This is a genomic window from Kitasatospora sp. NPDC048298, assembly GCF_043201465.1.
In the GTDB taxonomy this organism is placed as follows: domain Bacteria; phylum Actinomycetota; class Actinomycetes; order Streptomycetales; family Streptomycetaceae; genus Kitasatospora.
On the sequence record NZ_JBICYZ010000030.1, the window covers coordinates 1 to 20,404 of the forward strand.

General features: G+C 74.2%; 21 protein-coding genes. 8 read left to right on the forward strand and 13 right to left on the reverse strand.

Annotated features, from left to right (window positions below; genetic code table 11):
* Window positions 1-148 precede the first annotated feature (148 nt).
* Window positions 149-1,027, reverse strand: a complete 879-nt coding sequence (locus ACGF0D_RS22115) for a class I SAM-dependent methyltransferase (protein WP_392918662.1) — start codon at window positions 1,025-1,027, stop codon at window positions 149-151.
* A gap of 194 nt (window positions 1,028-1,221) precedes the next feature.
* Window positions 1,222-1,812, reverse strand: coding sequence for a PadR family transcriptional regulator (locus ACGF0D_RS22120; protein ID WP_392918665.1), 591 nt, complete (start codon window positions 1,810-1,812; stop codon window positions 1,222-1,224).
* 176 nt (window positions 1,813-1,988) lie between these two features.
* On the opposite strand from ACGF0D_RS22120, the gene ACGF0D_RS22125 reads away from it, so the two are divergent.
* Window positions 1,989-3,407, forward strand: a complete 1,419-nt coding sequence (locus ACGF0D_RS22125) for an MATE family efflux transporter (RefSeq protein WP_392918667.1) — start codon at window positions 1,989-1,991, stop codon at window positions 3,405-3,407.
* Window positions 3,358-3,885 (forward strand): DinB family protein, encoded by a 528-nt coding sequence (locus ACGF0D_RS22130; protein WP_392918670.1) that lies wholly within the window; start codon window positions 3,358-3,360, stop codon window positions 3,883-3,885. The genes ACGF0D_RS22125 and ACGF0D_RS22130 overlap by 50 nt, the downstream gene beginning before the upstream one ends.
* Here ACGF0D_RS22130 and ACGF0D_RS22135 read toward each other — a convergent pair.
* The 3 genes from ACGF0D_RS22135 to ACGF0D_RS22145 form a co-directional block, all read right to left on the reverse strand.
* Entirely contained in the window at window positions 3,872-5,290 is a 1,419-nt protein-coding gene (locus ACGF0D_RS22135) for an MFS transporter (RefSeq protein WP_392918673.1), read from the reverse strand. The genes ACGF0D_RS22130 and ACGF0D_RS22135 overlap by 14 nt on opposite strands.
* 8 nt (window positions 5,291-5,298) lie before the next feature.
* On the reverse strand, window positions 5,299-5,979 hold the full coding sequence (locus ACGF0D_RS22140) for a TetR/AcrR family transcriptional regulator (protein ID WP_392918676.1): 681 nt from the start codon (window positions 5,977-5,979) through the stop codon (window positions 5,299-5,301).
* Window positions 5,980-6,388: 409 nt separating this feature from the next.
* Window positions 6,389-6,565 carry an antitoxin gene (locus tag ACGF0D_RS22145; protein WP_392880517.1) on the reverse strand — a complete coding sequence of 59 codons (177 nt, stop codon included), beginning with the start codon at window positions 6,563-6,565 and terminating at the stop codon, window positions 6,389-6,391.
* Window positions 6,566-6,719: 154 nt separating this feature from the next.
* On the opposite strand from ACGF0D_RS22145, the gene ACGF0D_RS22150 reads away from it, so the two are divergent.
* Both ACGF0D_RS22150 and lpdA read left to right on the forward strand, forming a co-directional pair.
* Window positions 6,720-8,369, forward strand: coding sequence for a M28 family peptidase (locus tag ACGF0D_RS22150; protein ID WP_392918679.1), 1,650 nt, complete (start codon window positions 6,720-6,722; stop codon window positions 8,367-8,369).
* Between the two features lie 277 nt (window positions 8,370-8,646).
* On the forward strand, window positions 8,647-10,053 hold the full coding sequence (gene lpdA, locus ACGF0D_RS22155) for a dihydrolipoyl dehydrogenase (protein ID WP_392918682.1): 1,407 nt from the start codon (window positions 8,647-8,649) through the stop codon (window positions 10,051-10,053).
* A 78-nt stretch (window positions 10,054-10,131) separates the two neighbouring features.
* Here lpdA and ACGF0D_RS22160 read toward each other — a convergent pair whose 3' ends face one another.
* Together ACGF0D_RS22160 and ACGF0D_RS22165 are read right to left on the reverse strand one after the other, a co-directional pair.
* Entirely contained in the window at window positions 10,132-10,866 is a 735-nt protein-coding gene (locus ACGF0D_RS22160) for a sigma 54 modulation/S30EA ribosomal C-terminal domain-containing protein (protein ID WP_392918685.1), read from the reverse strand.
* Window positions 10,867-11,004: 138 nt separating this feature from the next.
* Window positions 11,005-11,340, reverse strand: a complete 336-nt coding sequence (locus ACGF0D_RS22165; protein WP_392918688.1) for a GNAT family N-acetyltransferase — start codon at window positions 11,338-11,340, stop codon at window positions 11,005-11,007.
* A 244-nt stretch (window positions 11,341-11,584) separates the two neighbouring features.
* Here ACGF0D_RS22165 and ACGF0D_RS22170 point away from each other — a divergent pair, with 244 nt between their 5' ends.
* The gene (locus ACGF0D_RS22170) at window positions 11,585-11,908 is read left to right on the forward strand and encodes a hypothetical protein (protein ID WP_392880528.1); all 324 of its coding nucleotides are present in this window, start codon (window positions 11,585-11,587) and stop codon (window positions 11,906-11,908) included.
* On the opposite strand, the gene ACGF0D_RS22175 is transcribed toward ACGF0D_RS22170, so the two are convergent.
* Complete coding sequence (locus ACGF0D_RS22175) at window positions 11,810-13,081, reverse strand: AI-2E family transporter (protein ID WP_392880530.1); 1,272 nt, start codon at window positions 13,079-13,081, stop codon at window positions 11,810-11,812. The genes ACGF0D_RS22170 and ACGF0D_RS22175 overlap by 99 nt on opposite strands.
* 274 nt (window positions 13,082-13,355) lie before the next feature.
* On the opposite strand from ACGF0D_RS22175, the gene ACGF0D_RS22180 reads away from it, so the two are divergent.
* Window positions 13,356-13,592: a DUF6296 family protein gene (locus ACGF0D_RS22180; RefSeq protein ID WP_392880533.1), complete on the forward strand. Its 237-nt coding sequence runs from the start codon at window positions 13,356-13,358 to the stop codon at window positions 13,590-13,592.
* Between the two features lie 49 nt (window positions 13,593-13,641).
* On the opposite strand, the gene ACGF0D_RS22185 is transcribed toward ACGF0D_RS22180, so the two are convergent.
* The 3 genes from ACGF0D_RS22185 to ACGF0D_RS22195 all read right to left on the reverse strand — a co-directional run bounded on the left by ACGF0D_RS22185 (window position 13,642) and on the right by ACGF0D_RS22195 (window position 15,197).
* A complete protein-coding gene (locus ACGF0D_RS22185) occupies window positions 13,642-13,869 on the reverse strand; it encodes a hypothetical protein (protein WP_392880536.1) in 228 nt (75 codons plus the stop codon).
* A gap of 294 nt (window positions 13,870-14,163) precedes the next feature.
* Window positions 14,164-14,598 (reverse strand): DUF6343 family protein, encoded by a 435-nt coding sequence (locus ACGF0D_RS22190; RefSeq protein ID WP_392918691.1) that lies wholly within the window; start codon window positions 14,596-14,598, stop codon window positions 14,164-14,166.
* 137 nt (window positions 14,599-14,735) lie between these two features.
* A complete protein-coding gene (locus ACGF0D_RS22195) occupies window positions 14,736-15,197 on the reverse strand; it encodes a hypothetical protein (protein WP_392918693.1) in 462 nt (153 codons plus the stop codon).
* 222 nt (window positions 15,198-15,419) lie between these two features.
* Here ACGF0D_RS22195 and ACGF0D_RS22200 point away from each other — a divergent pair, with 222 nt between their 5' ends.
* Window positions 15,420-17,426, forward strand: coding sequence for a LamG-like jellyroll fold domain-containing protein (locus ACGF0D_RS22200; protein WP_392918696.1), 2,007 nt, complete (start codon window positions 15,420-15,422; stop codon window positions 17,424-17,426).
* Between the two features lie 57 nt (window positions 17,427-17,483).
* Here ACGF0D_RS22200 and ACGF0D_RS22205 read toward each other — a convergent pair whose 3' ends face one another.
* On the reverse strand, window positions 17,484-18,140 hold the full coding sequence (locus tag ACGF0D_RS22205) for a TetR/AcrR family transcriptional regulator C-terminal domain-containing protein (protein WP_392918699.1): 657 nt from the start codon (window positions 18,138-18,140) through the stop codon (window positions 17,484-17,486).
* A gap of 85 nt (window positions 18,141-18,225) precedes the next feature.
* Between ACGF0D_RS22205 and ACGF0D_RS22210 the strand changes: the two genes are divergently transcribed.
* Window positions 18,226-19,629 carry an FAD-dependent monooxygenase gene (locus ACGF0D_RS22210; RefSeq protein ID WP_392918883.1) on the forward strand — a complete coding sequence of 468 codons (1,404 nt, stop codon included), beginning with the start codon at window positions 18,226-18,228 and terminating at the stop codon, window positions 19,627-19,629.
* Window positions 19,630-19,670: 41 nt separating this feature from the next.
* Here the strand turns inward: ACGF0D_RS22210 and ACGF0D_RS22215 are convergent, their stop codons facing one another.
* A complete protein-coding gene (locus tag ACGF0D_RS22215; RefSeq protein ID WP_392918702.1) occupies window positions 19,671-20,297 on the reverse strand; it encodes an SRPBCC family protein in 627 nt (208 codons plus the stop codon).
* Window positions 20,298-20,404: the final 107 nt, after the last annotated feature.

Here is a 20,404-nt window from a genome sequence, read left to right on the forward strand (position 1 = left end):
ATCTTAACTCTCTTGTGGTCAGTTTTTTTATGTTCTCGGTGGCGGGCCGCCCCCCCCCGCCGCGGGGGCGCCCCCCCGGGGGGGGGGGGGGCCCCCCCGGCGCTGGGGTCCGGCGTGCGGTCCGGTGTGGACTCAGGGGTCCGGGGGCTCAGGGGCTCGGCACCGGGGGCACGGCGCGGCGCTCGCGCAGCGTCCGGAGCATCCGCCGGGTGGCCTTGGTCGCGACCGGCGGCAGCAGCTCCAGGGCCAGCCGACGCGGGACGGAGCGCTGGACCGGAGCCTTGACCCGGTAGTTGAGGCGCATCACCCGGGCGCCGGCGATGGTGTCCTCGTCGGCGGTGTACCCGTCGGCCTGCCAGTCGCGCTCCCGCAGGACCGCCTGGGCGGCCGCCGCGTCGCCCCAGGTGCCGTAGAACTTCATCGGGGTGAGCAGCACCGGCCGCAGCCCGCCGGTGAAGACCGCCTCCCAGACCGCGGCGGCGACGCCCGGGGTGTGCTCGGAGCGGTAGTCGTCCAGGGCGACCAGGCCGTTCTCGGAGAGCGCGGCGCGGGCCACGGCGATGTCCCCGGCGACGTGCTCGTAGAGGTGGGAGGCGTCGACGTGGACGAAGCGGCAGCTGTTCGCCCGGATCCGGCCGTCGGCCAGTACCGCGGTCGGGGCCTGCACTATCTCGGGCAGCTCGCCGTGGAAGGCGAGGTAGTTGGCCTCGAAGGCGCTGCGGGTGAGGGTCTTTCGGTAGGACATGTCCATCTCGGCGGCGTTCTCGGCGTCGCCGGCCTCGGAGTCGAACAGGTCGCAGACCGTCAGCCGCTCGCCCGGCCGCAGGTGGTCGCCGAGCAGGACGGCGCTGCGGCCGAGGTAGCTGCCGAGTTCCAGGATGTCGCCGGTGACGCCGGCCGAGGTCTGGGCGGACAGCAGGTGGCTGAAGGCGGCTCGGTCGAGGCTGAAGAACCAGCCGGGGATGTCGTCCCGCTTCAGCGGCGCGGAGTGGACTGCGGCCTCGACCGCGGTCTCGGAAGTGGGCACGGCGGCCTCCAGGGGGACGGCGGGGCGCGGTGGCGGGTCACGCCGCGGAGGGGGCGCCGAGGACGTGAGGCGGATCATCATAGCGATGCCGGGGCCGGGGAGAGCCAGGTGTGGAACGGCCCAAATCCGCTTCTTCGCTCTGCTGTTCGGCAGGGACGTGCGCCTTCGTTTCCGCCTTCGGTCCGCCTGTCGGCCTAGCGTTCCGAGGGCTTCGGCTCCGCCGGCGTACCGGGGGTTTCCGAGGGTGCCGCGCCGCCCGGCCGTTCCAGTTCCGCGATGGTCTCGGTCAGCCAGGCCCGCTCGGCGGCCGTGGAGGCCCGGGCGACGAGCAGCATCCCGCGCCGGAAGGGGTTCGGCTCGCGTTCGGCGGTCACCGGCCGGCCCGCCCCGTCGTGGAAGAAGCTGCTCGGTGCGTCCAGGAAGCCCAGTCGGCGGCGGAGGACGGCGGCCTGTCGGGGCGGATCGGCGAGGTGGTGCAGGAAGGCGGTGACGGTGAAGAAGCGGATCTGGTCGGTGATCTCGACCTGCTCCGGATCGGCCAGCCGGCGCAGCAGTTCGGCCCGGCCCTCCGTCGTCAGCTCCAGCGTCTGCCGTGGAACGGCGCCGCTGCCCGGTTCGGTGCGCCGGAGCAGCAGCCCGGCCTTCTCCAGTCGGGCGATGGCGGGGTAGAGCGCGCCGTCGCTGACCGGCCGGACGTGGCCGGTCAGTCCGGTGATCCGGGACTTGAGCTCGTAGCCGTGCAGCGGCTGGTCGTACAGGAAGCCGAGGATCGCGAGCGTCAACACGGCTGGAGCCCTTCGGTCGGAGTGCGCCCTGTGGAGCAGCAATGCTACCTCTTGTCGATGTGCCTCGAAACGATGTATCTCTATTCGAGGCTTTGGTGGCAGGTCGACGCTGAGCCGAGGCCGAGTCGACGCCGACCGAGCCCGAGCAGGAGCGCCACAGCGGAAGGGGGAGGGCCATGCGCGGACAGTCGCGCCGGCTCACGGCACTGGCGGTACCCGTCTACGCGGAGCTGTTGTCCGGGGTGGTCGCCTCGGTGATCGGCACGTTCTGGGTGGCCGGTCTCGGCGGGGCCGCGGTCGCCGCCGTCACCCTGGCCGGCACCGTGGAGAACCTGCTGCTCGGACTGGTGCTGGTGGTCGGCTCCGGCACCAGCGTCCGGCTCTCCCACGCCCTCGGAGCCGGCGACCGGGCCGAGGCCGCCCGTACCGCCCGCGCGGCGGGGTGGCTCTGCGCGGTGGGCAGCGTGGCGCTCGCCGTCCCCGGCTTCCTGCTGCGCGACCGGCTGGCGGGCGCCTTCCTGGACGGCGAGGCCGCCGCGCACGCCGCCGGGTACTTCACCGTCGCGTTCCCGGCGTTCGCGCTCTTCTTCGGCCAACGCGTCGCCGACGAGCTGTTCAAGGGCACCGGCGACACCCGCACCCCGATGCGGATCGCCCTGCTCTCCAACGCCCTGCTGCTCCTCCTCGACCCGCTGCTCATCCTGGGCCCGGGGCCGCTGCCCGCCCTCGGGGTGCCGGGCGCGGCCCTGGCTCTGGCCCTCTCCCGGGCGATCGCCCTCGCCGTCACCCTGCACCTGCGCCGGAGGCCACGACGACCGACGGGGCAACCGGCGAGGCGGCGTACGGGGCCGCAGTCGCGGACCGCCGACGGAGCGGCCGGGGGAGTGGGCGCGGCAGCGGTACGGATCGTGCGCGCGGGCGCACCGTTCGGCCTGGACTTCACAGCCCGGATGGCCGTCGGAGCCGCCCAACTCGGCCTGGTCGCAGGCTTCGGCGTCGCCGCGGTGGCCGGGTACGGCCTCGGCTACCGCGTCCTGCTCGTCGTCACCATGGCCTTCTACGCGCTGCGCCAGGCCGCCGCGATAGAGGCCGCCCGCCTGGCCGGCGCGGGGGACGGCGCCGCGCTGCGCACCCTGAGCCGGGCCACCGGCCGCCTCGCCGCACTGCTCGGTGCGGTGTCGGCCGTGCTCTCCGCGGCGCTGGCCGGACCGCTGACCGCGCTCTTCACCGAGGACCGGGCGCTGGCCGCGCAGTCCGTCGGCTTCCTGCGGATGGCGGCGCTCTACCTGCTGCCGTACGCCCTGGTGGTGGCCCTCGGCGGGGTGCACCAGGCGGCGGGCGCCGGCCGACCGCTGGTGGTCTCCGTGCTGCTCGGTCTCGGGGCCCAACTCGCCGTCTCGGCGGCCCTGTCCGGGCCGCTGGGAGTGTCGGGGGTGTGGCTCGGCCCGGCGGTGGGCGCGGCCGTGCAACTCGCGCTGCTCGCCGCGCTGACACGGTCCCGGTCGGCGTGGGAGACGCGCGGGGGCGTGTGCCAGAGTGGGGGCCATGGCACTCACCCCGGACGGGCGGCCGATCCCGCCCCCGCACGCCGCTGAACGCGCCATGCTGGAGAGCTGGTTGGACTTCCAGCGGGCCACCCTCGCCCGGAAGGTCGCCGGGCTCGACGACCGGCAGGTACGGCTGGCGTCCGTCCCGCCGTCCACGATGACCCTGCTGGGTCTGGTGCAGCACCTTGCCGAGGTCGAACGCAACTGGTACCAGCGGGTGTTCGACGGTCGGGAGGTCCCGCCGGTGTACGGTCCGGAGAACGCCGGCGGCTACGGGCTGGACCCTGCACGCGGAATGGCCGAGGCGCTGGCGGACTGGAAGGCGGAGATCGACCGGGGCCGGGAGCTGACCGCGGACGAGTCACTGGACGCGGCCGGCGCGCTCTCCCCGCAGGCCGCGGCGGTGCTCGGCGCGGACAGCGTCTCGCTGCGCTGGATCCTGGTGCACCTGATCGAGGAGTACGCCCGCCACAACGGCCACGCCGACCTGCTCCGGGAGCGCATCGACGGCGTCACCGGCGTCTGACGGCACGGGCGCCGCTCACGGACGGCGCCACCGAAGAGGCCCGGCCGGGCAGCCGCGCGGCGAGCAGCGTCCCCGCGCCGGCCACCACCGCCATGGTCAGCGCGGCCGGTGCGAGCGCCGCGCCGGGGTCGGTACGGTCGGCGGCGATGGTGGCCAGGGCGATGCCCAGCGCCGGGCCGATGTTCAGCACGGTCTGCTGCAGACCTCCCGCGACCCCGGCCCGGGCGGCGGACGCACCGCGGACCACCACCGCGGTGGCGGTGGCCATCACCGTGCCGAAGCCGGTGCCGAACAGCGCGAAGCAGCCGCCGATCGCGGCCGTGCCGGAGCCGGGCCCGAGGCCCGCGGTGAGCAGCGCCCCCGTGGTGAGCAGGGTCATCCCGGACAGCACCACCGCCCGTTCGCCGTGACGCTTCGCCAGCCAGACGGAGCCGGGGGCCGCGAGGATCATCGTCGCCGCGAGCGGCACCGCCCGCAGGGCGCTCTGCCAGGGGTCCAGCCCGAGCACGTCCTGGAGGTAGTAGGTGGCCGGGAAGAGCGCGCCCTGGAGCGTCGCCGAGGCCGCGAGCAGGACGGCGAGCGGCGGAGCGACCGCCGGTGAGCGGAGCAGGGCCGGCGGCAGCAGGGGGTCGGCGGTGCGGCGTTCGTGCCGGACCAGGGCCAGGGTGAGGACTCCGGTCGCGGCGAGGCCGAGCAGCGGGCCGGCCGACCAGCCGGAGCCCGGCAGCGCCACCAGGCTCTGCACCAGGCAGGCCAGCGCGAGCGCGAGCAGGGCCGCCCCGGGCAGGTCGAGTCCGCCGCCGCGACGCCCGGCTTCCGCCGGATCGGCCCCCGCCGGACCGGTCCCCGGCGCACCCGTCCCGGCCGGTACCAGGAGGGCCGTTAGGAGCGCGGCCGCGGCGGGCGGCAGGCCCAGCAGGAAGACCGACCGCCAGCCGAAGTGCGCGGTCAGCGCCCCGCCGACCAGCGGTCCGGCCGCTGCCGCGAGCCCGATGGCGGCGGTGCGGACCGCGATCGGCCCGGCCAGCCGGTCGGCGGGCCAGGCCGCCCGCAGCATGCCCAGGGTGGCCGGTTGCAGCAGCGCGCCCGCCACGCCCTGGACCACGCGCAGCGCGACGACCCAGCCGATGTCGGGTGCCAGGGCGATCCCGAGCGAGCCGGCGGCGAAGCCCGCCACACCGAGCGCGAAGAGCCGCCGGTGTCCGTATCGGTCGCTCAGCCGGCCGGCGAAGACCAGCAGGGCCGCCACGGTGACCAGGTAGCAGGTGCTCGCCCACTGGACGGCCGTGACCGAGGCGTGCAGGTCGTGCCGGAGGGCGGGCTGGGCGACGGTCAGGGTGGTGCCGTCGACGGCGACCAGGACCGCGCCGGTGGTGCTCGCGGCGAGGACGAGCCCACGGCGCAACGGCGGCCTCACCGGACACCCGGACCGAGCCGGGTATCCGGGCCGAGCGGGGCATCCTGACCGCGCCGGGCATCCGGGCCGAGCGAGGCGCCCTGGCCGGCAGCGGCGCCCGGGCCGAGGTGGGCGTCCAGCACGGCGCGCAGCAGCGGCTCGACGGACTCGTCGCCGGTGATCAGCCGCAGGCTGCCCCAGGTGCGCAGCTGGGCGAGGCCGTGCAGGTTGGACCAGAGGGCGGCGGTGGCGGCGGCCGGATCGTCGGACCGCGGGTGCACCTCGGAGACCAGCCCGACGAAGGTCTGGAACAGCGGCAGGGTGGTGCGGCGCAGTTCGACCCCGCTGCCCTCCAGCAGGTCGTGACGGAACATCAGCTCGAACATGCCGGGGTTGGCGTCGGCGAAGCCGAGGTAGGCGCGGGCGAGCGCGTCGAGGCGGGCACGCGCGTCGGCGCCGGTGCCGGCGGCGAGGGTGTCGGCGCCCGCGAGGGTGTCGGTGAGCCTGCCGAAGCCCTGTCGGGCGATGGCGGCGAGCAGTTCGCGGTGGGTCGGGAAGTAGCGGCGGGGCGCGCCGTGCGAGACCCCGGCGCGGCGGGCGATCTCGCGCAGGCCGAGCGCCTGCACGCCACCCTCGGCCAGCAACTCGACGCCGGCGGCCACCAGTCGGGCCCGCAGGTCCCGTTCCTGTTCGGTCATGAAGACACTGTCTACCAGGCATCCGTAGACAGTGTCTACTCGCGCCTGCGAGGGTCCGCCCGGCAGAATCGGTCGTATGGACGAAGGCGGCGAGTCGGCCTGCTGGCTGGACCGGGTGTGCCCGGAGTGCGGACGGCTGCGCGAGCAGCCCGGGCCGGGGCCCTGCGAGAACTGCGGTGCCGACGGCGAGAGTGGGGGCGAACCGCCCGGAGCGGCGGAGCCCGCTGGAGACGGAACCCCCGGACGCGTGACCCTCAGGTACGAATCCCCGGAGGCGTAGCCCCAGGTACGAACCCCCGGCTGCCGAACCCCGGCGCGACGAACGCTGAACCCCGGCCCGACCGGGCGGCCGGGCCGGGGCGGCGAGCCGGTCGGACGGCGCCGGGCGCGGCGCCCCGCGGAGTCGCTCCTACTGGGGCGGCTGGTCGCGGAACTGGTTCTTGAGCTGCTCCTGGGTGGCGTCCACCTGACCGCTGTACTTGCCCTCGGTGCGCTGGTCGACGGCGTCGCCCGCCTTGTCGACGGCCTTGTCGGCCTGCTCCTCGTGGCCCTTCAGCAGGTTCTTGAGCTTATCCATCATGGACATCTGGTCACACTCCTGGATGAGACACCCCCCACCTCTCCAATATCACCGGGCGCGTCGCGGTCCGCATCTCGCAAGGTCTGCGTAAAGGCTTGGCAACGGGATTCCGGTCATGTCAAATCATGACCCTCACGGCCCGTCGGAAGGAGTTGCCTTGATGCTGCGCACCCGTCGCTCCACCTCCCCGCTCGACCGTTCCACCCCGTACGACCACGACACCCCGTACGACCACGACACCTCCCCAGGACGCCCGCGAACCGCCGTCACCCGGCGTGGCGCGGGCGCCGCCCTGACCGTCGCCGCCCTGGTCGCCCCGCTGCTGCTGGCCGGTGCCGGCAGCGCCTCGGCCGACCCGGACCCGGCGCGCAAGGGCGCCAGGCTGGCCTCCCGGCTGGTCGAGGCGAGCAGTGCCCGGGACGCGCGGGCCACGCTGGCCGCCCTCCAGCTGATCGCGGACCGCAACGGCGGTACCCGGGTGGCCGGTTCGAAGGGGCACGACCAGTCGGCGCAGTACGTCTACGAGCAGGCGCGGCGGGCCGGGCTCAAGGTGTCCAAGCAGGAGTTCGTGTACACCTTCTTCGAGGCCCGCTCCGAGCACCTCGACGTGCTCTCCCCGAAGGCCGAGTCGGTGCCGGTGATCGCCATGACGTACTCGGTGAGCGGCCCGGAGGCGGGCCTGACCGCGGACCTGGTGGTCGCTCCGGTCAGTGCCACCACCGGCTGCACACCGGCCGACTACCCGGCGGGCGCCTTCACCGGAAAGATCGCCCTGATCCGGCGCGGCGGATGCACCTTCGCCGAGAAGCAGGCCGCCGCGGCCGCCGTGGGCGCGGCCGGGGCGATCGTCTACAACAACACCGAGGGCACCCTCAACGGGACGCTCAGTGAGCCGACGGCGGGGAGGATCCCGACCGGCGGGATCACCAAGGCGGCGGGCGAGGCCCTGGCCGCCGAGGCCGCCACCGGGCCCGTCCGGGTGACACTGGACATCCGCACCTTCATGGAGCAGCGCAGGACCTGGAACGTCATCGCGGAGACCCGCGGCGGCGACCCCGACAACACCGTGATGGTCGGCGCGCACCTCGACTCCGTCCCCGAGGGGCCGGGCATCAACGACAACGGCTCCGGCACCGCCGGCATCCTGGAGGTCGCGAAGAACCTCGCCGTCCACCCGGTGAAGAACAAGGTCAGGTTCGCCTGGTGGTCGGCCGAGGAGTTCGGCCTCAAGGGCGCCGAGGCGTACGTGAAGTCCCTCTCCGACGCGGAGAAGAAGAAGATCGGCCTCTACCTCAACTTCGACATGATCGCCTCCCCCAACTACGCGCAGTTCGTCTACAACGGCTCGGGCAGCGCCGGCGGCGACGCGGGCCCCGAGGGCTCGGCGCAGCTGGAGCGGGACATCAACGGCTACCTGGACGGCCGGGGCCTGCCGCACGACCCGACCGTCTTCGACGGCCGCTCCGACTACGGTCCGTTCATCGACGCGGGCATCCCGGCCGGCGGCACCGACACCGGCGCCGAGAAGGTCAAGTCCCCGGAGCAGGCCGCCCGTTACGGGGGTACGGCCGGCGCCGCGTACGACGCCTGCTACCACCAGGCCTGCGACGACCTGGGCAACATCGACATGGGTGTCTTCGACGTCAACATCGACGTGATCGCGAACGCCGTCGGCACCTACGCCTGGGACCTCTCCTCGCTCCACCGGCCCGTCCCGGCCCAGCGCCAGGCCGTGAAGGCGGCGCCCGGCGCGGGCGCGACGGGTATGAGCGGCACGAGCGGCGGGAGCACCCACGGGGTGACGGCCTGACCCCCGGGTGGGCCCGCCGCCGCCGGCCGGCGGGCCCACCCGACCGCCGTACCCGACTGCTCCGTCCGATGCTGCTCCATCCGGGACCTCCCTCCGTCAACGCCTCCGGTGGCTGCGGGTGCGGCCACCGTAGTGGAGGCCACTGACAATCCGGCCGTGGGCCGGTACGGTGCCGCGCGGAGCGCATCCACCGAGACCCGGTGGGTGCGCGGAGCCCGGTCCTGACACCATGGGACCGAGATCACGACACGGTGACATCCTCGGAGGAGTCAGCAACATGAGCACGCACTACGACGTCGTCGTCCTCGGCGCGGGCCCCGGCGGCTACACCGCCGCCGTCCGCTCGGCCCAGCTGGGCCTGAAGGTCGCGGTCATCGAGGCCAAGTACTGGGGCGGCGTCTGCCTCAACGTCGGCTGCATCCCCTCCAAGGCCCTGCTGCGCAACGCCGAGCTCGCCCACATCTTCACCAAGGAGGCCAAGACCTTCGGTATCAAGGTCGAGGGCCAGGTGACCTTCGACTTCGGCGAGGCCTTCCGGCGCAGCCGCTCGGTGGCCGACGGCCGGGTCAAGGGCGTCCACTACCTGATGAAGAAGAACGGCATCACCGAGTACGACGGCTGGGGCACCTTCGTCGACGACCACACCCTCCAGGTCGCGCTGAGCGGCGGCGGCTTCGAGGTCGTCACCTTCGGCCACTGCATCATCGCCGCCGGAGCCACCACCCGCCTCCTTCCCGGCACCAGCCTGAGCGACCGCGTGGTCACCTACGAGGAGCAGATCCTCACCGAGCAGCTGCCGGAGAGCATCATCATCGCGGGCGCCGGCGCGATCGGCGTCGAGTTCGCCTACGTGCTGCACAACTACGGCGTGAAGGTCACCATCGTCGAGTTCCTGGACCGCGTGGTGCCGCTGGAGGACGTCGAGGTCTCCACCGAACTCGCCAAGCAGTACCGCAAGCTGGGTATCGAGGTGCTGACCTCCACCCGGGTCGAGTCGATCGACGACAGCGACCCGAACGCCAAGGTCCGCGTCACCGTCACCAAGGACGGGCAGCAGCGGGTACTGGAGGCCGACAAGGTGCTCCAGGCGATCGGCTTCGCGCCGCGGGTCAACGGCTACGGCCTGGAGAACACCGGGGTCAAGCTCACCGACCGCAACGCCATCGCGGTGGACGGCCGCGGCCGCACCAGCGTCGAGCACATCTTCGCGATCGGCGACGTGACCGCCAAGCTGATGCTCGCGCACGCCGCCGAGACGATGGGCGTGATCGCCGCCGAGACCATCGGCGGGGTGGAGACGATGGAGGTCGACTTCGTCATGATCCCGCGCGCCACCTACTGCCAGCCGCAGATCGCCTCCTTCGGCTACACCGAGGCCCAGGCGCGCGAGCTGGGTCACGACGTCAAGGTCGCCAAGTTCCCGTTCACCGCCAACGGCAAGGCACACGGCCTCGGCCACCCGATCGGCTTCGTCAAGGTCATCAGCGACAACGAGCACGGCGAGCTGCTCGGCGCCCACCTGATCGGCCCCGAGGTCACCGAGCTGCTGCCGGAGCTGACGCTGGCCCAGCAGTGGGACCTGACCGTCCACGAGGTCGCCCGCAACGTGCACGCCCACCCGACCCTGGGCGAGGCGGTCAAGGAGGCCATCCACGGCCTCGCCGGGCACATGATCAACATGTGACGCGGCCGTCCCGGGCAGATGTGCCGCGCCCCCGCCGAGCAGTCGCTCGGCGGGGGCGCGGCGCGGTTCCGGCGACCGTCAGGAGCGCCCGGCGATCAGGCCGAGCCGGCCGTCGAAGCGGCGGTAGAGCACCCGGCCCCGGCCGCTGTCCGGGTGCGCGAAGAACAGGAACGGCAGCTCCGCGCCCGCCAGCCGGTCGACGGCCTGCGCCTCCGTCAGCCGGGGCGCGCCGTACGGGCTGAGGGTGATCGGCGAGGTGCGGCGGCCCGCCGGCCCGGCGGGGACGGTACGGGCGAGGCGGTAGCCGGTCGGCCCGACCCGGTAGACCACGGCGTCGGTCTCGGTCGCCGGATCGGTGAACAGGTGGATGTCGTAGTCCATCGCGTCCATGGTCCGGGCGGCGGCCTCCGGCGAGCACCAGACCAGCGAGGGCTCCTTGCGCCGGACCACCCGGAGCCCGGGGACGCCCACGCCGCCCGAGCCGGTGGACGCCGCCGTACGGAGGCCCGACCAGGGGCGCGGCGCCCAGGCCCCGGTGACGGCCCGAATCCTGCAGCGCAGCGCCTCGCTCACCCGGTCCAGCGAGTCGCCCAGCCCGGAGGCGGCCTCCTGGACGCGGATCCGCCGGCCGTCGACCTCGGCGTTCACCTGTGCCAGCACACCCCCGGCCACGGCCGCGAACCGGACCCGCAGGGCCTCGACCAGCGTCCCCACCCCCGGAGCCGCCGCCGCGGCGGCCACCCGGGCCCGCGCCTCGGCCAGGACCTCGCCGGTCAGCCCCTCGAACGCCCTCACCGTGACCAACTCGCCCATCCCAGGCCCTTCCACTCCCAACCGGCGCATACCGGCGACCAGGATCCCGGGCCACCCGACCACGCGGCCAGGGCCCAACGGCCCCACCTCGGTGGGCCGCCCGGACCAGCCGCGGGCCGGGGAGTCGGTGCGGCCGGATCAGTACAGCTGGGTGCGCAGCCAGCCCTTGACCTCCGGGGTGACGGGGTCGGTGATGTCGGCGAACTCCTCGTGCTTCAGCAGGAACTTGGCGACGTACGGGCAGATCGGCACGATCCGCTTCCCGGCCGCGCGCACGTCCGTCAGTGCCTCCTGGACCAGGTGCGAGGCGAGGCCCCGGCCGGCGAAGGCCTCGTCGATCTCCGTGTGGTAGAAGACGCGCTGCTCCTCGTGGTCCCGGTACTCGGTGAAGCCGGCGAGCTCGCCGTCGACGGAGATCTCGTACCGGTTCCGGTCGTCGGCCCGTTCGACGGCGACGGTGCTGGGAGTGGACACGGGGTGGCCTTTCGGTCGCGGGGCGTGCCGCAGGAGCGGTGAGTGGCTCCTTCGGCACCGGTCAGCGGGAATCCTGCCAGGTCACCCGGGCCGCGGGCCATTCCGGCCCGAGGTCGCCCGGCCGGTGTTACGGAGCGCCCGAGCCGGGCAGCCGCCTATAGGGCCTGTCTCTTGGATCCTTGCCGGGGCCGCGACAAAATCCAAGAGACAGGCCCTACGTGCCGGGGGACCGGAGGTGACGGCCATGGACGGGCCCGGGCTCTCCCGCGAGGAGCTGAGGCTCCTGCTGGAGATCGAGGACGACCTGCGGGCGGACGAACGGCTCGACCGCGCGATGCGCACCATGCGGCGCCGGCCCGGCCCACTGCTGGTCCGGGCCCTGGGCGTCGCCGCGCGGGTGCCGTCCGCCGTGCTGGCGGTGCTGCTGGCGCTGTCGGCCGGCCTGCTGCTGGTCAGCGCCGACGCGCACTCACCCGCCGTGCTGGTCGGCTTCGCCCTGGTCTGGGCGCCGACCTTCGTCCTCGCGGTGGCCCGACAGGTCGCCCGCCGCAGGGGGCTGCGCCCGTGAGCGGCCGGGTCCGCCCCGGGAGCGCAGCTCGGTGAGCACCGCCCAGCCGACCGACACCACCGGCACCGCCACCACCGCGCCCAGGACCCCGGCCAGCACGGCGCCGCCGGCCACCGAGACGGCGATGACCACCGGGTGGATGCGGACGGACCAGCTGAGCACCAGCGGATGCAGCAGGTGGCCCTCGATCTGGCCGATGACCACGATCAGCGCGAGCACCAGCAGCGCGATCACCGGGCCGCGGGCGGCGAGCGCGACCACGGCGGCGATCGCCAGGGCGATCGGGGAGCCGATCAGTGGGACGAGGGTCGCCGCGAACTCCAGCACCATCAGCGGCAGGACCAGCGGAACGCCCAGGATCGCCAGCGCGATGCCCACCAGCACGGCGTTGGAGGCCGCCACGATCAGCACCCCCCGGGTGTAGCCCGCGAAGGTGCGCCAGGCGGCGCGACCGGCGCCGTCCCACGTCGCCCGGCTGCGGGCCGGCAGCTGCTGCTGCGCCCAGGACCACATCCGGTCGCCGGAGTGCACGAAGAACACCGAGCAGAACACCGCGAGCGCCAGCCCGGTGACCAGCTCGACGACCCGGCCGGCGCCGCTGAGCGCGGTGCTGAGCAGGGCGGAGCGGTGGGCGGAGATGAAGTCGCCGATCTTGGAGCGCAGATCGGTGACGGTGCCGGGCCGCAGGTGGAAGGGGGCGCCGGTGAGCCAGTGGTCGATCCGGGAGAGGCCGCCGCGCAGTTCGTTGCCCAGCCGGGTCCATTCGTCGGCGACCGTCGTGCCGACCAGCGCCAGCACCCCGCCGACGAGCGCGAGGGTGCAGAGGAAGGAGAGCAGGACGGCCAGTGAGCGCGGCGTCACCCGGGCCAGCAGGTCGACCGGCGGGCGCAGCACGGAGGTGATGACCAGTGCCACGAACACGGCGATGACCGGTAGCTGGAGGCGGGCGAGGACGTGGACGACCAGGTAGACGGCGAGTCCGAGCAGCGCCAGCCGCCAGGTGTACCCGGCCGTCGTCCGCAGCCCGGAGGGGACGCGGTCCCCGGACGGGACCCGGTCTCCGGAAGGGCCGGGGCCCGCCGCTCCCGGTCGGCTCCGGCCCGCGGACACCCGGGGACGGCGGCTGCCCAGCGGCGCGGACCGCCGGTCGGGTCCGGCGCCGTTGTCTCCCACGGGCGGTCTCCTCGGGCTCGGCCGTGTCCTCTCAGTCACGATGACCCATGCCGCGACGGTTCGCTCTGCGGCGCCGACCCGATCCGGTCTGTGGCGTCGACCCGATCCGCTCGTCCGGTCACCGGGATTCCCGGCATTCCGGTGTGTGAGCGCGCCGGGCGGGGGTAGACGCGCCGGTTGGCACCGGTCTCCCGGGCGGACCAAGGTCCTCCGTGTACAAGCGGTTGGACGTGGGGAGAATCGATGACGCAGGGTGGGAGAGAAGGAGGCCGAGATGAGAAGCCTCACGCGCCGTTACGCGGTGACGCTCCCCGGCCCGATCGGCGGGCACGCACCCCCGAGTGTGGTCGTCGTGCACGAGACGCAGACCGTGGGGCCCGACGGGGGCCTGGTCTGGGAGAGCGCGGACGGCGGCCTTCGCGTGGAGATCACCGGCGAGGTGGCCACCGTCCTGGCTGACTCCGGAACCGGCAGCCGGCACCCGTGCCTGATGGCGGTGCCGCTGCCCTGAGCATGCGGTGAAGGAGAGCAGGCGACGAGGCGGGCGTCGCGAGGGACGGTCAGCGCGCGCTGGCGGCCAGGGCCTCGCGCACGGTGACCAGGCAGGGGTCGCAGTACCGGTCCGGCCCGGCGGTCGAACCGGTGTCGTCGGCTGCCGGGACGACGCGCTGGGAGGGTTCCAGGAATCGTCCGCAGAGTGAGGACGACGCGTCGTCCTTCGCTATCACGTGCCACACCACGGCGGGCGGGGTCACCGCCGGGTCGTGTTCGGCCCACATCTCGTACACGGCGCTACCTCCGGATCGCTGGGGGCTCGGTGAGTCCATGCAAACCCGGGGTCTGCCGAACGGCCACCGGGCCAGACCCGGTGGGATGATTCTGGGCCGGAAGCGGTTGGGACGTGCGACCACCGGATTCGCCCGGGAACCCAAGGGACCGAGCGCACGGGCGGCCGGGCGGTGCTCCGCGGTTCGGAAACCCTGCGCTCAGGAACCCTGCGCTCAGGAAACCCGCTCAGGAACCCTGCGCTCAGGAAACCCCGGGCCCGGGAAAATCCCCGGCCCGGGAACCGCCGCACCCGCTCAGCTCCGCCGGTCGGCATCCGGCCGCGCCGCGCTGCCGAGCCCTGACGTCGTGCCCGGGGCATCGCCCCGGTCGCGGCCCTGCCCGGCGGCCAGGCGGCGCCTGATCACCACCAGGTCGAGCCCGGCGAGGCCGGCGAACCCGCCGCACAGGGCGGCGAAGAAGGCGTAGGTCCCCTGGTTGGGCACGGGGCCAGGGGCGGCCAGTGCGGCCAGTACGGCGAAGGCCACCGCCCCGGCGGCGAACAGGACCAGGAAGATCCGGGACAGCAGCCGCCGCAGCTCCAGGTCGGAACGGGCCGTCACCGGCTCGGTGCCCCGGCGCACCGTCTTCTGGGGCCGGAGCTGCGGCGTCGTCCGGCCGGGGCCCTGTGGGGTGTGCGGGAAGTCGTGGCGCTCGCCGCTCGGGCGGCGCGCCCCGCTCCCGTGCTGCATGTCTGGTCTGCGCTGTACGGCCATGACGGCCCCCGAACGGAGTCAGCCGGTTTGTGTTCCGTCGGCGCGCCTACCCGGGTCCGGCGCCGGCACACGCCGGTGGGCGCTCGGTCGCGCCGGCACACGTCGATGGGCGCTCAGCCGCGTCGGTCGCGCGGGTCGAGCCGCAGCCGGACCGCCAGCTGGGGCCCCTGCCGCTCGCGGCCCTCCTCGCGCGTCCGGCAGAGGGCGGCGAGTACGAGCAGCACCCGCTCGACGTCCTCGGGACCGCCGAGCAGGTCCGCGGCCAGCCCGCCGGACAGCGTGACCGGCGGCCCCGGCGAGCCCGCCCGGTGGGCGTCGAAGGACTGGGAGAGCCTCGCCGACGGGTTCGGCGTCGGGGCGGAGGGGGTGCGGTGGATCCGGGGCGCGGCGACCACCCGGACGCCCTCCGAGGTCACGGTGGCGGGATCCTCCCAGACGTTGCCCATCAGGGTCCGGCCGCGCCCGGTGTGGGTCGGAAAGGCGGCCTCCAGCGCGTCGAGCACCGCCTCGGCCGCGTCCTGCGGGCCCTCGCCGAGCCGTACCAGCACGTGCCCGGCCGCCAGGGGCAGTCCCATCGCAGCCACCTCCTCCGTCCCGGCGGCACTCGCCGGCGGGCTCCTTCCGTTCTACGGCCGGTCCGTGCGGACACGCACTCCGGGCGCCCCGGTCGGCGGGGCCGCCGCCCCGGCGCCGTCCGTCGGATTCGGCCGCTGTTCAACGGGGCGTGGCCCGGCCGATGATCCACGACCGATTCCGGTACCTACCGTCAGGGCCCACACCACTACCGGGAGCGAAACATGCACGACATCCAGGCGACCGAACACGAGTGCGGCTGCCCGCGGACCGCCGACCTCGACGGGGAGGGGCCGGCCGCGGCCGGCCGGCGCCGGTTCCTGCGCGGGGCCGGTCTGGTGGGCGCCGGGGTCGGCACCGCCGGGCTCGGTCTGCTCGGTGCGGCGCCCGCGCGGGCGGCCGGGCCCGGTACGGCGGCCGGGTCCGAGCCGACGGGCGGGGCCGGTACGGCGGCCAAGAAGCCCGGGAAGGGCAAGGGGAACGGGCGCTGGCAGCCCGACCCGGACGCCCGGCAGTTCACCGTCGTGGTCCTGCCCGACACCCAGTACCTGTTCGACCAGGACCGGATCCACCCGGCGCCGCTGGAGGCCTCGGTCCGCTACGTGCTGGACGGCGGGGTCAACCGGGAGGACGGGACGGACGACAACATCGTCTTCCTGTCCCACCTCGGCGACGTCACCGAGAACGGGCTGGCCGTCGAGTACGCCGCCGTCACCAAGGTGTTCGGCCTGTTGGACGACGCGGGCGCGGCCTACGGGGTGCTCGCCGGCAACCACGACGTCCGCTCCTCGACCGACGACCAGCGCGGCAGCACCCCGTACCTGGAGACCTTCAGCAAGGCCAGGGCCGCCCGCACCGCCGGGTACCGCGGCTCCAGCCCGGACGGCTACAACACCTGCCACGTGTTCCGGGCGGCCGGCCGCGACTGGATGGTGCTCTCGTTGGACTGGCGGCTCTCCGACGCGGGCTTCGCCTGGGCGAACTCGATGATTGCGGCCAACCCGAAGGTCCCGGTGATCCTGACCACCCACGACCTGGCGTACGCCGACGACAGCGGCCGCGCCGAGCTGTCCGACAACGGGAAGCGGCTCTGGGAGCGGCTGATCGACGGCAACGACCAGATCTTCCTCACCGTCAACGGGCACTACTGGCCGCCCGGGCGCACCGTGCTGAAGAACCGGGCCGGCCACGACGTGCACGTGCACATCACCAACTACCAGGACCGCTACTACGGCGGCGCGGCGATGATCCGGGCGTACCGCTTCGACCTCGACCGCGACACCGTCGACGTGTCGACCTTCTCGCCGTGGATCCAGCAGATCGCGGCCGAGGAGCGCAACACGCTGGCCGCCCAGCACGCCGAGCTGACCTCGGACGTGGACCGCTTCTCGCTGGCGATCGACTTCGAGCGCCGCTTCGCCGGCTTCGCCCCCGTCCCGCCGCGCCCGGCGCGCCGGGCGAGCGAACTGCTGGTGCGGGACACGGCGGCCTACTGGCGGTTCGACGGCGGCGGGGACGGTACGGCCGTCGCCCCGCAGCAGGTCGTCAAGGACCTGACCGGGCAGGGCAACGACCTGCTGTGGCAGAGCGCCCCGGGCACGCCCGACGGCGCGCTCGGCTGGTCCGCCGAGCACCACCCGGACCAGCCGGGCCACGGCAGCCTGCAGTTCAGGGGCACCCGCTCGCCGGTGCGCGGCAGTTACCTCCAGACCGTGCCCACCGCGCCGCTGAACCGGGAGACCTTCGAGCGCGGGTTCACCGTCGAGGCCTTCTTCAAGCTGCCCGCCGACTGGGACTCCGCGCAGAGCCGCTGGTCCGCCCTGCTCAGCCGGTGGGGGATGAGCAGTGAGGCGGGCAGGAGCGGGCCGGGCACGGACGCCGACGAGCCGGTCGTGACGCTCAGCCTCTCCGAGGCACCGGCCCTCCAGTGGTGCGTCTACCCGCTCAACCAGACCGGGGCGTCCACCTGTTGGGGCCACCAGCTGCCGCTGGACCGGTGGTGGCACGTCGCGGTGGTCAACGACGGGAAGCTCAGCCGGATGTACGTCGAGGGCTGCGAGGTGGCGCGCAACCCGGCGACGCCCGCGGTCGGGCTGGCCACGCTGGGACGGCCGTGGATGCTGGGCGGCTACGCGTACGCGGGGGTGCTGGACAAGGTCTTCCACGGGTACATCGGGGACGTCCGGATCGTGCGGCGGGCGCTGCGGGTGGGCGAGTTCATGACCGCCTGACCGCTCCTGCGCGTGCGGACGCCGCCGGGCCCCCGTACGGGCCCGGCGGTTCCGTTCTCAGCCGAGCAGGGTGGCCTCGACCCCGGCGAGCACCGCCGCCAGGCCCTGTTCGAAGCCCTCGTCGAAGTCCTGGAACATCACCCGGCCCGACTCGGCGGCCAGCGGGTGGGCGGCCAGGCGCTCGGCGCGGGCGTCCACGTCGTAGCCCTCCTCGCCGTCGAAGGGGTTGGGGCCCATCGCCTGCTCCTCGATGACGTAGCCGATGGTGTAGCTGTAGGCGGTCTGCCAGGCCCGGGTGGCGGCGGCCGGGGTGAAGCCGGCCTCGACCAGCACGCGCAGCGAGGCGTCCAGGCCCGCCGCGTAACTCGTGTCGGTGAACCGGGCGCCGCTGTAGACCTTCGCGCCGTCGCGGTAGCGCAGCAGCTCGGCGCGCAGGGTGCGCATGGTCCTCAGGTAGGCCTCCCGCCAGTCGCCCCGCCGGCCTTCCCCCACCCGGCTGGTCATCCGGCGCATCATCTCCGTCGCCATCTCGTCCAGCAGCGCCTGCTTGTCCTTGAAGTGCCAGTACAGCGCGGGCGCCTTGACGTCGAGCCGGGCGGCGATGGCGCGCAGCGTCAGGCCGTCCAGACCGGCCTCGTTCAAGAGGTCCAGGGCGGCGTCGACGACCTGGCCGCGGTCGAGCTTGGGGGTTCTCTGCGTTCTCTGCGAGGTCACGGTTGACAGTTTAACGCCGTTAAGTGCAGGCTGTCGGCAACGGCTACTTAACAACGTTAAGGAGGTTGCCGTGACTTCTCGCGGCATGCACACGGACGTCCTGGTCATCGGCGCCGGCCCCACCGGACTCGCCCTGGCGGCGGACCTCGCCCGGCACGGCGCCACCGCCCTCCTGGTCGAGCGCGGCACGGAACTCTTCCCCGGCTCGCGCGGCAAGGGCCTGCAGCCGCGCACGCTGGAGGTGCTCGACGACCTCGGCGTGCTCGACCGGGTCTGCGCGCTGGCCGGCCCCTACCCGCCCAACCTGTTCTGGCGGGACGGCGAACCGCAGGGCGAGCAGGCGATGTACGACCCGACCGAGCCCTCCGAGGCCGAGCCGTACACCGAGACGCTGATGCTGCCCCAGTGGCGCACCCAGCAGGTGCTGTACGGGCGGCTGCGCGAGCTGGGCGGCGAGGTCGCGTTCGGGCGCGAACTGGTCGGCTTGGCGCAGGACGAGGACGGCGTGACCGCCGAGTTCGCCACCGGCGGCCCGGTCCGGGCGCGGTACCTCGTCGCGGCGGACGGCGGGCGCTCGACGGTGCGGCGGCTGCTCGGCATCGGGATGACCGGCGAGACCGTCGACCCCGCCCCGATGCTGGTCGCGGACGTCCGGGTCGACGGGCTGGGCCGCGACCACTGGCACGTGTTCCCGGCCGAGGAGGGGGTGCTGGCGATCTGCCCGCTCGGCGGCACCGAGGACTTCCAGCTGGTCGCCGGGTTCCCCGAGGGGACGGTCGTCGACCACACCCTCGACGGGCTGCGCGAGCTGGTCGCGGCCCGCTCCCACCTGACCGCCGAGCAGGTCACCGAACTGCGCTGGATCTCCGAGTTCCGCCCGCGCGCGGCGCTCGCCGACCGCTTCCGCGCGGGCCGGGTGTTCCTCGCGGGCGACGCCGCGCACGTCCACTCGCCGGCCGGCGGGCAGGGACTGAACACCAGCGTCCAGGACGCCTACAACCTGGGCTGGAAGCTGGCCGCGGTGCTGGCCGGCCGAGCGGGCGGGGAACTGCTGGACAGCTACGAGGAGGAACGCCGCGCCAACGCGGCGCAGATGCTGGCGCTGTCCACCCGGGTGCACCGCGGCGAGCAGCGCCGCGGCCGGGTGACCCAGCAACTCGGCGTCGGCTACCGGGAGTCCGCGCTCTCCGTGGAGACCCGACCGGATCTCCCGGCGGACGCGCTGCGGGCCGGCGACCGCGCGCCGGACGGCCGCCGGGGCGGAACCCGGCTGTTCGACGCCTTCCGCGGGCCGCACTGGACGCTGCTCACCGTCGGCACGGACGCCCCGCTGCCCGCCCTCACCGCCCCGGTGGTCCGTATCCCGGCCTACGCGGTGTACGGCACCGGCGTGTTCCTGGTCCGGCCGGACGGGTACGTCGGCTGGGCCGGCGCGACGGCGGACGGCCTCGCGGCCTACGCGGGCCGGCAGGGACTGCTCGCCCGCTGAGCGGGCGCCCGACCGGGGCGCGGGCTTCCATGCACCCGGCCCTACCGGGCGCCGGACTCGGCGGTGGTCTTCAGGTCGTGCAGCCAGCCCTCCAGGCCCTGGCGGAGGATCCCGGTGGCGGCGGGGACGTTCGCGTCGACCTGGGGGCCGGTGTGGGTCTCCTCGGTGCGCACCAGGACGCCGCCGGGCACCTCGGTGAAGTTCCACACGTGCACGCCGTCGATCCGCAGCCCGGCCGCGACCGCGGGGCCGGTCCAGCGGAGGCAGGAGCCCGGCCGCAGCTGCCGGACGGTGGAGGTGATCTCCAGGGTGGGGTCGGTCGACGCGGGGTTCGGCGGCAGCGGGGTGGTCCACCGGAACGCCGAACCCGCGCGCAGCGGGCCGTCGTCGAGGCGCTCGGCGCTGCGCACCGTGGCCTGCCAGTCGGGCCAGCGCGCCACGTCGGTCTGGAGTCGCCAGACCGTCCGCAGCGGTGCGTGGATCAGGGTCTCGGTCCGGTAGCGGACCCGGGCGGACGGGTCGACGCCCGCCCCGTGGCAGGTGAGCGAGGTGCCGGCGCGGTGGCCGGTGGCGGCCCCGGCCGGCGCCACCGCGGCGCCGAGCAGGCCGAGGGCGAGCGGGACGGTCAGGAGGGCGGTGCGGATGCCGGTGCTGCGGGTGGCGGACATGGGACTCCCCATTCACGGTCGGCCGCCGGGGCGGCGCGGTCGGCGCGGTCGTCGCGAGCTAGAGGCTCACGCTCTCGTTAGAAGTTGTAACTCCGCGAGGGGTGAGT

Excerpts from the sequence above, each read along its gene's own strand:
- ACGF0D_RS22125 (WP_392918667.1), top strand. The coding sequence starts at position 1,989 with ATGCGCGGACAGTCGCGCCGGCTCACGGCACTGGCGGTACCCGTCTAC.
- ACGF0D_RS22130 (WP_392918670.1), top strand. The coding sequence starts at position 3,358 with ATGGCACTCACCCCGGACGGGCGGCCGATCCCGCCCCCGCACGCCGCT.
- ACGF0D_RS22140 (WP_392918676.1), bottom strand. The coding sequence starts at position 5,979 with ATGACCGAACAGGAACGGGACCTGCGGGCCCGACTGGTGGCCGCCGGC.
- ACGF0D_RS22145 (WP_392880517.1), bottom strand. The coding sequence starts at position 6,565 with ATGTCCATGATGGATAAGCTCAAGAACCTGCTGAAGGGCCACGAGGAG.
- ACGF0D_RS22150 (WP_392918679.1), top strand. The coding sequence starts at position 6,720 with ATGCTGCGCACCCGTCGCTCCACCTCCCCGCTCGACCGTTCCACCCCG.
- lpdA (WP_392918682.1), top strand. The coding sequence starts at position 8,647 with ATGAGCACGCACTACGACGTCGTCGTCCTCGGCGCGGGCCCCGGCGGC.
- ACGF0D_RS22160 (WP_392918685.1), bottom strand. The coding sequence starts at position 10,866 with ATGGGCGAGTTGGTCACGGTGAGGGCGTTCGAGGGGCTGACCGGCGAG.
- ACGF0D_RS22170 (WP_392880528.1), top strand. The coding sequence starts at position 11,585 with ATGGACGGGCCCGGGCTCTCCCGCGAGGAGCTGAGGCTCCTGCTGGAG.
- ACGF0D_RS22180 (WP_392880533.1), top strand. The coding sequence starts at position 13,356 with ATGAGAAGCCTCACGCGCCGTTACGCGGTGACGCTCCCCGGCCCGATC.
- ACGF0D_RS22190 (WP_392918691.1), bottom strand. The coding sequence starts at position 14,598 with ATGCAGCACGGGAGCGGGGCGCGCCGCCCGAGCGGCGAGCGCCACGAC.
- ACGF0D_RS22195 (WP_392918693.1), bottom strand. The coding sequence starts at position 15,197 with ATGGGACTGCCCCTGGCGGCCGGGCACGTGCTGGTACGGCTCGGCGAG.
- ACGF0D_RS22200 (WP_392918696.1), top strand. The coding sequence starts at position 15,420 with ATGCACGACATCCAGGCGACCGAACACGAGTGCGGCTGCCCGCGGACC.
- ACGF0D_RS22210 (WP_392918883.1), top strand. The coding sequence starts at position 18,226 with ATGCACACGGACGTCCTGGTCATCGGCGCCGGCCCCACCGGACTCGCC.
- ACGF0D_RS22215 (WP_392918702.1), bottom strand. The coding sequence starts at position 20,297 with ATGTCCGCCACCCGCAGCACCGGCATCCGCACCGCCCTCCTGACCGTC.